The following is a 10,863-nucleotide window of genomic DNA, read 5'->3' on the forward strand; positions in this document are numbered from 1 at the left end:
ACATCCCATGCCCGAGGCTGCCCCCGGTTGCGACGAATTCGACCCCAGCGCCAAGACCCTGGAACAGGCCCGTGCCGCGATCCTGGAGGCCTGCCGGACGATCACCCAGAGCGAACAGGTCACGCTGGAAGAGGCCCTCGGGCGCACCCTGGCCCAGCCGATTCACGCACGCATCGACGTGCCACCGGCGGCGGTCTCGGCCATGGATGGCTACGCCCTGCGCGCCGCGGACGCAACGGACGGGGCCTGTCTCGCACTGGTGGGCACATCGGCGGCCGGGCATCCCTGGGATGGCGAGCTGCAGCCCGGCCAGTGCCTGCGCATCCTGACCGGCGCGGTCGTCCCGGCCGGGGCCGAACTGGTCATCATGCAGGAGCAGGTGCAGCGGGACGGGGAATCGATCACCCTGCAAAACGGCGGCCTGACAACGGGACACAACATCCGTGGACCGGGCAGTGACACCGCCGCCGGCAGCCCGCTATATGCTTCCGGGCAGCGCATCGGCGCCGCCGAGATCGGGGTCCTGGCCAGTCAGGGTATCGCCCGGGTAAGCGTGCTGCGCCGGCCGCGCGTGGCCTTCTTCTCGACCGGGGACGAACTGGTCCCCGTCGATCAACCGCTGGGCCCGGGACAAATCCACGACAGCAACCGCCACACCCTGCGCGCGCTGCTGAGCGCCTATCCGGTGGAGGTACTGGACTACGGCGTGATCCGCGACACCGAGGCGGAGGTCTCACGAGCCCTGACCCGGGCCGGTGCGGACGCGGACATGATCATCACCACCGGGGGCGTCTCGGTGGGCGATGCCGATCACGTGACCCGCGTACTGCAGGCCTCGGGACAAGTCGGTTTCTGGAAGCTGGCGATCAAGCCCGGACGGCCACTGGCATTCGGACAGTTCGGCCGCGCGCATTTCTTCGGCCTGCCCGGCAACCCGGTGGCGGTAATGACCACCTTCGCCCTGCTGGTACGCCCGGCCTTGCTGCAGCTGGCCGGGCGCGACGCGACCGAGCCGCAGACCCTGAACGCCCGCCTGCTGGAGGATCTGTACAAGACCCCGGGCCGCAAGGACTTCCAGCGCGCGTTACTCGAGACTGACGACCGCGGCTGGGTGGTCCGCGCCGCCGGCGGCCAGGGCTCGCACCAGCTGCGCGCGATGAGCGAGGCCAACGCCTACGTGGTTTTGCCCCGCGAGTCCAGCGGGGCCCGGGCGGGGGATTGGGTGGAGGTGCTGCCGTTCCGGGAGATCTTCCCGGAGGTGTGATCCGGGTTGCCGGCCGCGCTCAGGGGGACTGGACGAGCGCGGCGAATTCCCGCTCCAGCAGGGCCTCGTCACCCAGGTTGAGCTCGACCAGGCGCCGCAGGTGCGAGGCGGATTCGAGCGGCATCGCCTCGATCTCCACGCCCAGCCACAGGCCTTCATGCCAGCACACGCGGCCCTCGACGGTGATGCGCGCCTCGCCGCTGAGCGGGATATCGACGCTGACCTCGTCCCCATCGGCCAGGACCGGAAGATCCGCGCCCTCCAGCAGCACCCCCTTCAGGGAGATATCCTCCACGCGAACCGCGCAGTCCCCGCCGTCGGTGAGCAGGGTAGCCGGAAATTCCAGAGGGATACGTTGAAAGCGTCGCTCCATACGGCAAGACTACGCCCACTCCGCGCCTGCGGCCAAATCCAGAACCATCCGGGAATCCCATGACCGAAACCGCCGCCTCGTCCGCCGACGGCCAGCCGACCAGCCTGCTCCGCCGCCTGGCCGCCATCGTCTACGATGCCCTGCTGCTGGTAGCGATCTGGATGGTCCTTGGCCTGCTGGTGGTTGTCCTCGGCAATACCACCGGGCTGTACTCGCCGCGTGTGCACTTCGTGCTCAACCTGATCGTGGCCTGGGGCTTCTTCTACTGGTTCTGGACCCGCACCGGACAGACACTTGGCATGCAGGCCTGGAACATCCAGCTGCGCACCGAGGGGGGCCACGCGGTCAATGCCTGGCAGGCGACGCTGCGCTACCTGGTCGCGGTGGCCCAGTGGCTAGTAATCCTGATGGCGATCTGGGCGGTGCGCGAGCACGGCGCCGTGGCAATCACCGTGGTCACGGCGGCGGCGCTGTTCGCGCTCGGCCTGTCGCAGTTCCACCCGCGCCGCTGGATGCTGCACGACTGGCTCTCCAGCACCGAACTGGTACGCATCCAGGGCCTCGCCAAGCCCCGCTGGAAACAGAACCGCAAGAGCTGATCCCGAGCCGGTTTTTTATTTCACCACGAAGCACACGAAGACGGGCAAGGTCAAAAGCCGTCCTGATGAGCGATCACGTTCAACCAGCCGCCGGATCGTAGGGGCGTAGGATGGGATGAGCGCAGCGAATCCCATCAAGGAACGGGCACAACGCGGGAAATGGTGCGTTTCGCTGCGCTCAACAGCACCCTACCGCGGCGGAAGGAGCCTGCCTTTGGGAGAACGTTCCCTGCAATGGGCTGAAGCTCGTTGCTAATTGAACAACCCTCAGGGGGCGAGCCAGAGGCCGAGGTCGTCCAGGGCCTCGGCAATCTCGTCGGCGATGCGACGGTAACCACGGGCGTTGGGGTGCACGGGGTCGGCACGCAGGTCGCGCTCGGACAACACGCCGGAGAGCACGCCCTCGATCAGGGCCACCTGTTCCTCGCGGGCGAGTTCGCGATAGATCGGATCGTCCCGCAGGCGCCCGGTGGCGGCCCCCAGGGCCGAGGCCCGCGGCACCCCCAGCAGCAATGGCTGGGCCCCGTGTTCATGCACCGCTGCCACCAGGGCGCGCAAATCCTCCTTGACCGCGGCGGGATCGCGCTGGCGCAGAAAGTCGTTGCCGCCCAGCCAGATCAGCACCAGGTCCGGCTGGTGTTCGCGCAGGCTGGGCTCCAGGCGCCCGCGGGCGCTATTGGCGCGGTCGCCCGGCACCCCGTCGTTGATGAGCGTCCAGCCGGTGATCGCCGCCAGCCGCGCCGGATAGTCCTCGCCCGAGCCCGCCCCGGTCCCGTGGGTCACGCTGTCGCCGAAGGCGAGCACCGTGGCCTGGCGCGGGAGTGGCTCGAAGTCGCCCGGGCCCGCGCCACCACAGGCCGCCAGAAGGGCCGCCAGCAGGATCAGGAACCCGCCGCGCAGCCAGCCCCTCATGTCTGACGCCCCATGCGTTGCAGCGCCACCAGCGCAAGGATCAGGAACAGCACCACCGGCAGGCTCGCCGCAACCACCGGGGGCAGGTTGTAGACCAGCCCCAGATGGGTCATCGCGCGCATCACGATGGCGAACGACACGCCGATGGCGATGCCGATGAACAGGCGCCGCCCGGCACCACCCTCGCGCTGCGAGCCGAACAGGAACGGGATCGCCAGCAGCAGCATCACGAAGGTGCTGGCCGGCAGGGTCAGTCGCTGCCAGAACGCGACCTCGTAGGGGGCCGAGTCCAGGCGATTTTCCTGCAGGTAGTCGATATAGCGCGCCAGGTTCTGCGCCGCCATCTGGCTCGGCTCGACCACCAGTACGTCGAAGTACTCCGGCGCGATCAGGCGCTCGATGGTCTCCTCCTCCAGGCGTTCGGCCTCGACGCGCTCCAGCGACAGCCGCGAACGCTCCACGCCCTGCAGCCGCCAGGCCCCGTCCTCGTACTGCGCGCTCTGGGCGCGCGTGATCTCGCGCGGCTCGCGGTTCGCATCCACCTCGATGATGCGTACGCCGATCAGGCGATTGCCCGGCAGCACCGCATCCGCCTGCACCATGCGCTGGCCATCGCGCGCCCAGAGCCCGATGGGGCTCACACTCAGCTGTTCATCGAAGGCGCTGGCCTTCAGGTTCTGTGCGCGGCTCTCGGCGGCCGGGGCGAAGAATTCGCCGACCACCACCATCACCACCACGACCACCAGCCCGGCCTGCATCACCCAGCCGATGAAGCGCCCAAGCGTCATCCCGGCGGCCCGCATCGCGGTCAGCTCGCTGTTGGCAGCCAGATTGCCCAGCCACAGCAGTCCGCCGAGCAGCGCCGCCGGGGGCAGCATGTCGTACATCCGCCGCGGCAGGGTCAGCGCCACATACAGCAGCGCCTCGGTCAGGCCATAGTTGCCACGCCCGGTGTCACGCAGCTCGTCAATCAGCGCGAAGACCGCATCCAGCGCCACCAGCAGGACCACGGCCAGCGCCGTCCCGATCAGGACCTGACGCATGATGTAGCGACCCAGCACGGTCGTCACGAAGCCACCTCGTCACGCTCGACGCGGCGAGGGCCGCCACCCGCGCCCCGGCCAAGGCCCAGCATGCCCTTGCGCCAGGCCAGCCACAGCCAGAGAACCAGCATCAGGCCGTGCGTCCACCAGAGCCCCAGGGCCAGTGGCGTGCGGCCGTCCGCCAGCTGCCCCTGCCCCAGGATCAGGAAGTTCGCGTACAGCACATAGACGCCGATCGCCGCCGGGATGCGGGCATAACGCCCGGAACGGGGCGGCACCTGGGCCAGCGGCAGTGCAATCAGGGTCAGCACCAGGATGGACAGTGGCATCGCAATGCGCCATTCGAGCTCCGCACGGTGTTCCGGCCGATCACGCTCCGCCCACAGCTGAAGCGTCGACATCGCGTTCAGCGAGCGCCGCCCGGCCCCGGCATCCGGTTCGGTGATCTGGGTCCGCAGTCGCTCGAACTCGAGCATGCGGAAGCTGCCCTCGCCGGGCACGCCGACATGGCGATAGCCGTTCTCGAGGATCAGGAAACCACTACCCTCGGCCCCCGGGTCGGGAATCGCGCGCTCGGCTACGGTCACCTGCGCCTCGCCGTCGACCTCGCGGTAGATGAACACCTCCAGCAGGGCCTCGCGGTCCTCGCTCAAGCGCTCGGCGAAGAAGACCTGCTCGCCAACCCGCGAGCGCAGGAAGCGCCCGGGCGTGATGCCGACCAGGTCGGAGCGTGTCTCGGCGAGGTCGCGCAGTTGATCGATCTGGGCCTCGGTGCGTGGCACCACCAGCGTCATCAGCACCAGCAACAGCAGCGTGGCTGGCGCAGCCACCCAGAACAGCGCGCGATAAAACGCGGCGAAGGACATGCCGCTGGCCTGCAGCGCCACCAGCTCGCTGTCGCGCTGCAACCGGCCCAGCACCAGCATGAAGGCCAGGAACAGCGCCACCGGCCAAAGGAACACAATGCCCTTGAACGCGCCGAAGGCGACCATGCCCGGCAGGAAATCCACGGGGATACTGCCCTCGGCGACATCGCGCAGCACCCGCCCCAACACGCCGCCGATGATCACCAGCAACAGCACGACGGTGACCGCGGTCTGCGTGACCAGCAGCTCGCGGGCGATAAGACGCTCGGCGCGGCGCAGGATCATGCGCGCATTACCCCGCGGCCCGCGCGGCGCGTGGTCGGGCGCCGCTTGGCGCTGGTACCATGATCGAACTCATTTTCGGGAGGCATTCATGCAATTCTCCGTCACCACCTCGACCCTCGACAAACCCCGCGCCGGCATCCGCGCCGCCGGGATCGCCCACAAGCGCAAGCCGGCCGCGGGCGCCACCGCCCTGGATGCCGCGCGCGATGGCGAGATCACCGCCCTGCTGAAGGCCGGCGAGATGGACGGCGAGGCCGGCAGCCGGCTGTTGCTGCCTACCGGTGGAGGCAAGGGTAACGCACTCCTGATCGGCCTGGGCGCGAAGAAAGACTTCGACGCCCGCGCCGCGCGCAAGGCGGCGCAGACGTTGGCGGCCGCCCTGGTCGAGCGCCCCGCCACCAGCGCGGTGATCGCGGTGGCGGACTTCCAGCCGCGCGGCAAGGACATCGCCTGGACGGTGCATACCCTGGTGGCGGCGATCTCGGATGCCGCCTACCGCTTCACCCCGTTCAAGGGCAAGGAGAAGACCACCCCGGTGAAGCTGGAGAAGATCCAGCTCAGCGTGGAGCGCGACGAGGCCGAGGCGGCGAAGCGCGCCTGCAGCGAGGCTGCGGCGATCGCCACCGGCGTCAATCGCGCCAAGGACCTGGGCAATACCCCGCCGAATGTCTGCTACCCGGAGAGCCTGGCCGACACCGCGCGCGAAATGGCGAAGCAGAACAAGAAGCTGAAGACCACGGTGCTGGACGAGAAGGACCTGGAGAAACTCGGCGCCGGCGCAATCCTGGCCGTAGGCAAGGGCTCCGAGCGCCCGCCGCGCCTGATCGCCATGGAATACTCCGGCGGCAACAAGGGCGACGCCCCGGTGGTCCTGGTCGGCAAGGGCATCACCTTCGACACCGGCGGCATCTCGCTCAAGCCCGGTGCCGAGATGGACGAGATGAAGTACGACATGTGTGGCGCGGCCAGCGTGTTCGGCGTGATCGAGGCCTGCTGCGAACTGGAGTTGCCGATCAATGTGATCGGCGTGGTGACCAGCGCCGAGAACATGCCCGACGGCCGCGCGACCCGCCCCGGCGATATCATCACTACCCTGTCCGGGCAGACGGTGGAGATCCTGAACACCGACGCCGAGGGCCGCCTGGTCCTGGCCGACGCCCTGACCTGGGTCGAGCGCTACAAGCCGAAGGCGGTGATCGACATCGCCACCCTGACCGGTGCCTGCATCATCGCGCTGGGGCACCAGGGCGCGGCCGTGCTCGGCAACAACGAGCGTCTGGCCAAGGGCCTGCTGGCCGCCGGCGAGGAGAGCGGGGATCGCGCCTGGCAGCTCCCGCTGTGGCCGGAGTACCAGGAACAGCTGAAGAGCAATTTCGCCGACATGGCCAACATCGGCGGGCGCCCGGCCGGCACCATCACCGCCGCCTGCTTCCTGTCGCGCTATACCGAGGACTACACCTGGGCGCATGTCGACATCGCCGGCGTGGCCTGGAAGAGCGGCAAGGAAAAGGGCGCGACCGGGCGCCCGGTGCCGATGCTGATGCGCTACCTGCTCGACCAGGCCTGATCGCGGTCCGGCGGGCATGACCCACGTCAGCTTCTACCTGCTCGAGGACCCGGCCCCGGAGGCACGCCTGCGCTTCGTCTGCCGTCTGGCAAAGAAGGCCAGCGGGCAGGGACATCGAGTACATATCCATACCGGCTCGCCGGAGCTGACGCGCACCCTGGATGAATGGTTGTGGACCTTCGAGGACACGGCCTTTCTGCCGCACAGCACCGACGTGCGCGACACGGATGTCCCGGTCTCCCTGCACGAGGCGCATGCGCCGTCGGATCGTTGCGACGTGCTGATCAACCTCGCCCCCGAGGTCCCGGAGTACTGCGGGCGTTTCGAACGGGTCGCCGACATCGTCGGTGGCGACGAGACGGGGCGCGAGGCCGGCCGTAGCCGCTACCGCTTCTTCAAGGAGCGCGGCTACCCGCTGGAACACCACAAGATCCAGTAACGACCGCGGGAGACGCCGATCCGACACGCGGCGGCGGGTCGGGGATCTCGCGCAGCCAGGCCTCCAGCTCGAACAGGGGCAACCCGACCACGTTGGTGTAGGAGCCCTCGATCCACTCGACAAAGGCGGCGCCGCGGCCCTGGATGGCGTAGGCACCGGCCTTGCCGTGTGGCTCGCCGGTCGCCCAGTAGGCCTCGATGTCGGCCGGGCTCAGCTCGCGCAGGCGTACCCGGGTCGTCACGTGACGGGCGCGCAGGGCCTCGCCGGGGCGCCAGAGGGCCATGCCGGACACGACCCGGTGCTCGCGTCCGGACAGCCGCCCGAGCATGGCGGCGGCGTCGGCGAAATCCGCGGGCTTGCCCAGTGCGTCGTCGTCCACGGCGACCACGGTGTCGGCCGCCAGCACCCACTGGCCGGAAGCCAGGCGATCGCGAGCCGCCTCCGCCTTGGCGACGGCCAGGCGCTCGACCAGGGCCTCCGGCGTCTCGCCCGGCCGCGCGCTCTCGTCCACGTCCATCGGCGCCACCTCGAAGGCGAGCTGGACCTGCTCCAGCAGTTCCCGCCGACGCGGCGAGGCGGAGGCGAGCAACAGCGGCGGCGTCAGGCTCATGCGGGACTCAGGCGCGGTGATAGGGGTGGTTGTTCAGCAACGACCACGCGCGGTAGAGCTGCTCGGCGACCAGCACCCGCACCAGCATGTGCGGGAAGGTCAGCGGCGATAGCGACCAGGCCCATTCGGCGCGGGCACGCACGGCCTCGTCCAGCCCGGCGGCCCCGCCAATCACCAGCGCGACGTCGCGACCGTCCGCCTGCCAGTCCTCCAGGCGCTTGGCCACACCCTTGGTGTCGACCGCCTTGCCGCGCTCATCCAGCAGGATCACGCGCGCACCCTCGGGAATCGCCTTCAGCAGGATCTCGCCCTCGCGGCGCAGGAGCGTGGTGGTGTCCATCGACTTCGCGCCCGAGGGGCCCGCCAGCGCTTGCAGGTTCAGCTCCAGCTCGCGCGGCAGGCGCCCGGCGTATTCGGCGAAGCCGTCCGCCACCCAGTCGGGCATGCGCTTGCCGATCGCGATCAGGTCCAGGCGCATCGGGCGAAGCCTCGCTCGGCGTTCAGCGCCGCAGGCGCCGGACCCGCTCCAGGCTGGGGTCCTCGGGGGCGGCCTTTTCGGTGTCCGCGGCCTCCTCCGCCATCCAGAGCTTTTCCAGGTTGTAGAAGTCGCGGGTCTCCGGGAGCATCACGTGAACGATCACATCGTTCAGGTCCACCAGCACCCACTCCTGGCTCTCCTGACCCTCGACCCCCAAGGGCGGGATGCCGGCCTGCTTGGCCTCGGTGGCCACCGACTCGGCGGTGGACTGCACGTGACGCCCCGAGGTCCCGGAGGCGATCACCATGAAATCCGTCAGCGTGGTCTTGCCACGCACGTCGATGGTGCGGATGTTCTGTGCCTTCATGTCGTCCAGAGCGGTGGTCACCAGCTCCAGGAGTTGTTCGCTGTTCATTGTGTCGGTCATGTCCCGTGATTGCGGTTCGACCCGGCCCGGTACAGACCGTGGTCCTGGATGTAGCGATTGACGGCCCCGGGGAGCAGGAAGCGCGGGCTGCGCCCGGCCTGCAGTTCGTCCCGGATGGCGGTGGCGGAGATGTCGAGCTGGGTCACCGGCTGGAAGTAGACCAGCCCCCCGGGCGCCTTGCGCAGCGCCGCCGGGTCGTGCGTCGCGGCGTTCCCCAGCCAGCCGCCCAGATCGTGGGAGGCCGGGCTGCCGGGGCGGTGCGAGACCACGATATGCGCCAGCTCGAAGATCTGCTGCCAGCGGTTCCACGATGGCAGCCCGGCGAAGGCGTCCATGCCCATGATCAGCACCAACGGCGCGTCCGGCCCCAGCTCCTCGCGGAAACTGAGCAGGGTATCCACGGTGTAGGACGGCCCCTGACGATCCAGCTCGCGACGGTCGGCGACGAATCCCGGTACGTCCGCAATCGCCTGCTCCACCATCGCCAGGCGGTCGTCGCTGCCGGTGCCGGGGCTCGTGCGATGCGGCGGTACGTGGCAGGGGATGAAGTGCACGCGCTCCAGCCCCAGGTGCTGCTGGATCTCCAGCGCCGGGCGCAGGTGGCCGAAGTGGATCGGGTCGAAGGTGCCGCCGAGGATCCCGATCACGCGGGGATCGCCCCAGGGAGACGCTGATTCAATCGCGCGTCTCCCTTAGCCACGTACATGGCCGTCGCCGAACACCACGTACTTGAGCGTGGTCAGCCCGTGCAGGCCCACCGGACCCCGGGCATGCAACTTGTCGGTGGAGATGCCGATCTCCGCGCCCAGGCCGTACTCGAAGCCGTCGGCGAAGCGGGTGGAGGCATTCACCATGACCGAGCTGGAGTCCACCGCGCGCAGGAAACGCCGGGCGCGGGTGTAGTCCTCGGTCACGATGCTGTCGGTGTGGTGCGAGCCATAGGTATTGATGTGATCGATCGCCATATCGAGGTCGTCGACCACGCGGATCGCGAGAATCGGCCCCAGGTATTCGGCCACCCAGTCGTCCTCGGTGGCTTCCGCGATGTCGGCCCCGCTATCGGCGAGGATGGCGCGGGTGCGCGCGCAGCCGCGCAGGCTCACCTGGTGCTCGCCCAGGACCGTGGCCAGGCGCGGCAGGAAGGCCTCGGCCTGGTCCGCGTGCACCAGCAGCGTCTCCATGGTGTTGCAGGTGCCGTAGCGCTGGGTCTTCGCGTTCACCGCGACGGCCAGCGCCTTGTCGGCATCCGCACCGCCATCCACGTACACGTGGCAGACGCCGTCCAGGTGCTTGATCACCGGGATCTGCGACTCGTTGCTGACGCGCTCGATCAGGCCCTTGCCGCCGCGCGGGACGATCACGTCCACGTACTGCGGCATGCGCAGCAGCGCGCCGACCGCCGCGCGGTCGGTGGTCGGCACCACCTGCACCGCCTCGCGCGGCAACCCCGCCTGCTCCAGCCCGGCCTGGATAATCGCGGCCAGGGCCTGATTGGAATGCAGCGACTCGGAGCCGCCACGCAGGATCGCCGCATTGCCGGACTTCAGGCACAGCGCGGCGGCGTCGATGGTCACGTTCGGCCGCGACTCGTAGATGATCCCGATCACGCCCAGCGGTACGCGCATCTGGCCGACCTGGATACCGCTCGGCTGGTAGGCCATATCGGAGATCGTGCCCACCGGGTCGGGCAGCCCGGCTACCTGGCGGCAGCCCTCGATCATGGTGTCGATGCGGGCATCGGTCAGCGCCAGGCGATCCAGCATCGCGGCGTCCAGGCCGCGCTCGCGCCCGGCCTCCAGGTCACGGCTGTTGGCCTCATTCAGCTCGGCGCGGCGCGCGACGATGCCCTCGGCGATCGCATGCAGTGCGGCGTTCTTCGCCCCCGGCTCGGCCTCGGCCATACGCCGCGATGCGGCGCGCGCAGCGCGGCCGAGCGCCTCGACCTGGGCGACCACGCCGCTGGTAGCGGTGGATTCAGTGGGGTTCACGGCAGCGTTCAT

Annotated in this window: 13 protein-coding genes; 4 read left to right on the forward strand and 9 right to left on the reverse strand. The window is 69.3% G+C overall.

The genetic code is table 11. From position 1 onward, the window contains the following. Window positions 1-7: 7 nt before the first annotated feature. Window positions 8-1,264 carry a gephyrin-like molybdotransferase Glp gene (gene glp, locus G333_RS0100860; protein WP_018168180.1) on the forward strand — a complete coding sequence of 419 codons (1,257 nt, stop codon included), beginning with the start codon at window positions 8-10 and terminating at the stop codon, window positions 1,262-1,264. A gap of 19 nt (window positions 1,265-1,283) precedes the next feature. On the opposite strand, the gene G333_RS0100865 is transcribed toward glp, so the two are convergent. Next, window positions 1,284-1,637 carry a PilZ domain-containing protein gene (locus G333_RS0100865; protein WP_018168181.1) on the reverse strand — a complete coding sequence of 118 codons (354 nt, stop codon included), beginning with the start codon at window positions 1,635-1,637 and terminating at the stop codon, window positions 1,284-1,286. Between the two features lie 59 nt (window positions 1,638-1,696). Between G333_RS0100865 and G333_RS0100870 the strand changes: the two genes are divergently transcribed. After that, the gene (locus G333_RS0100870) at window positions 1,697-2,236 is read left to right on the forward strand and encodes an RDD family protein (protein ID WP_018650502.1); all 540 of its coding nucleotides are present in this window, start codon (window positions 1,697-1,699) and stop codon (window positions 2,234-2,236) included. A gap of 267 nt (window positions 2,237-2,503) precedes the next feature. On the opposite strand, the gene G333_RS0100875 is transcribed toward G333_RS0100870, so the two are convergent. From G333_RS0100875 to lptF, 3 genes are read right to left on the reverse strand one after another with little or no spacing between them, the layout of a single operon-like run. Then, on the reverse strand, window positions 2,504-3,148 hold the full coding sequence (locus G333_RS0100875; protein ID WP_018168183.1) for a GDSL-type esterase/lipase family protein: 645 nt from the start codon (window positions 3,146-3,148) through the stop codon (window positions 2,504-2,506). After that, window positions 3,145-4,218 (reverse strand): LPS export ABC transporter permease LptG, encoded by a 1,074-nt coding sequence (gene lptG / locus G333_RS0100880; protein ID WP_018168184.1) that lies wholly within the window; start codon window positions 4,216-4,218, stop codon window positions 3,145-3,147. The genes G333_RS0100875 and lptG overlap by 4 nt, the downstream gene beginning before the upstream one ends. After that, the gene (gene lptF / locus G333_RS0100885) at window positions 4,215-5,342 is read right to left on the reverse strand and encodes an LPS export ABC transporter permease LptF (RefSeq protein ID WP_018952069.1); all 1,128 of its coding nucleotides are present in this window, start codon (window positions 5,340-5,342) and stop codon (window positions 4,215-4,217) included. The genes lptG and lptF overlap by 4 nt, the downstream gene beginning before the upstream one ends. 88 nt (window positions 5,343-5,430) lie before the next feature. Here lptF and G333_RS0100890 point away from each other — a divergent pair, with 88 nt between their 5' ends. Both G333_RS0100890 and G333_RS0100895 read left to right on the forward strand, forming a co-directional pair. Further along, entirely contained in the window at window positions 5,431-6,909 is a 1,479-nt protein-coding gene (locus G333_RS0100890; RefSeq protein ID WP_018938789.1) for a leucyl aminopeptidase, read from the forward strand. 16 nt (window positions 6,910-6,925) lie between these two features. After that, on the forward strand, window positions 6,926-7,348 hold the full coding sequence (locus tag G333_RS0100895; RefSeq protein ID WP_018938788.1) for a DNA polymerase III subunit chi: 423 nt from the start codon (window positions 6,926-6,928) through the stop codon (window positions 7,346-7,348). Here G333_RS0100895 and G333_RS0100900 read toward each other — a convergent pair. Genes G333_RS0100900 through G333_RS0100920 form a run of 5 tightly spaced genes read right to left on the reverse strand, consistent with a single transcriptional unit; the run spans window position 7,305 to window position 10,863 of the window. Beyond that, the gene (locus G333_RS0100900) at window positions 7,305-7,958 is read right to left on the reverse strand and encodes a nucleoside triphosphate pyrophosphatase (protein WP_019563625.1); all 654 of its coding nucleotides are present in this window, start codon (window positions 7,956-7,958) and stop codon (window positions 7,305-7,307) included. The genes G333_RS0100895 and G333_RS0100900 overlap by 44 nt on opposite strands. Window positions 7,959-7,965: 7 nt before the next feature. Continuing rightward, a complete protein-coding gene (gene rlmH / locus G333_RS0100905) occupies window positions 7,966-8,436 on the reverse strand; it encodes a 23S rRNA (pseudouridine(1915)-N(3))-methyltransferase RlmH (protein ID WP_018938786.1) in 471 nt (156 codons plus the stop codon). Window positions 8,437-8,458: 22 nt separating this feature from the next. Further along, window positions 8,459-8,851 (reverse strand): ribosome silencing factor, encoded by a 393-nt coding sequence (gene rsfS, locus G333_RS0100910; protein ID WP_018146421.1) that lies wholly within the window; start codon window positions 8,849-8,851, stop codon window positions 8,459-8,461. Between the two features lie 8 nt (window positions 8,852-8,859). Then, the gene (nadD, locus tag G333_RS0100915) at window positions 8,860-9,510 is read right to left on the reverse strand and encodes a nicotinate-nucleotide adenylyltransferase (protein ID WP_018952072.1); all 651 of its coding nucleotides are present in this window, start codon (window positions 9,508-9,510) and stop codon (window positions 8,860-8,862) included. 45 nt (window positions 9,511-9,555) lie between these two features. Then, window positions 9,556-10,863, reverse strand: coding sequence for a glutamate-5-semialdehyde dehydrogenase (locus G333_RS0100920; RefSeq protein WP_019568430.1), 1,308 nt, complete (start codon window positions 10,861-10,863; stop codon window positions 9,556-9,558).

The organism is Thioalkalivibrio sp. AKL10 (assembly GCF_000381845.1).
Taxonomy (GTDB): domain Bacteria; phylum Pseudomonadota; class Gammaproteobacteria; order Ectothiorhodospirales; family Ectothiorhodospiraceae; genus Thioalkalivibrio; species Thioalkalivibrio versutus.

Excerpts from the sequence above, each read along its gene's own strand:
- G333_RS0100870 (WP_018650502.1), top strand. The coding sequence starts at position 1,697 with ATGACCGAAACCGCCGCCTCGTCCGCCGACGGCCAGCCGACCAGCCTG.
- G333_RS0100875 (WP_018168183.1), bottom strand. The coding sequence starts at position 3,148 with ATGAGGGGCTGGCTGCGCGGCGGGTTCCTGATCCTGCTGGCGGCCCTT.
- lptF (WP_018952069.1), bottom strand. The coding sequence starts at position 5,342 with ATGATCCTGCGCCGCGCCGAGCGTCTTATCGCCCGCGAGCTGCTGGTC.
- G333_RS0100900 (WP_019563625.1), bottom strand. The coding sequence starts at position 7,958 with ATGAGCCTGACGCCGCCGCTGTTGCTCGCCTCCGCCTCGCCGCGTCGG.
- rlmH (WP_018938786.1), bottom strand. The coding sequence starts at position 8,436 with ATGCGCCTGGACCTGATCGCGATCGGCAAGCGCATGCCCGACTGGGTG.
- G333_RS0100920 (WP_019568430.1), bottom strand. The coding sequence starts at position 10,863 with ATGAACGCTGCCGTGAACCCCACTGAATCCACCGCTACCAGCGGCGTG.
- G333_RS0100865 (WP_018168181.1), bottom strand. The coding sequence starts at position 1,637 with ATGGAGCGACGCTTTCAACGTATCCCTCTGGAATTTCCGGCTACCCTG.
- G333_RS0100890 (WP_018938789.1), top strand. The coding sequence starts at position 5,431 with ATGCAATTCTCCGTCACCACCTCGACCCTCGACAAACCCCGCGCCGGC.
- glp (WP_018168180.1), top strand. The coding sequence starts at position 8 with ATGCCCGAGGCTGCCCCCGGTTGCGACGAATTCGACCCCAGCGCCAAG.
- rsfS (WP_018146421.1), bottom strand. The coding sequence starts at position 8,851 with ATGAACAGCGAACAACTCCTGGAGCTGGTGACCACCGCTCTGGACGAC.
- G333_RS0100895 (WP_018938788.1), top strand. The coding sequence starts at position 6,926 with ATGACCCACGTCAGCTTCTACCTGCTCGAGGACCCGGCCCCGGAGGCA.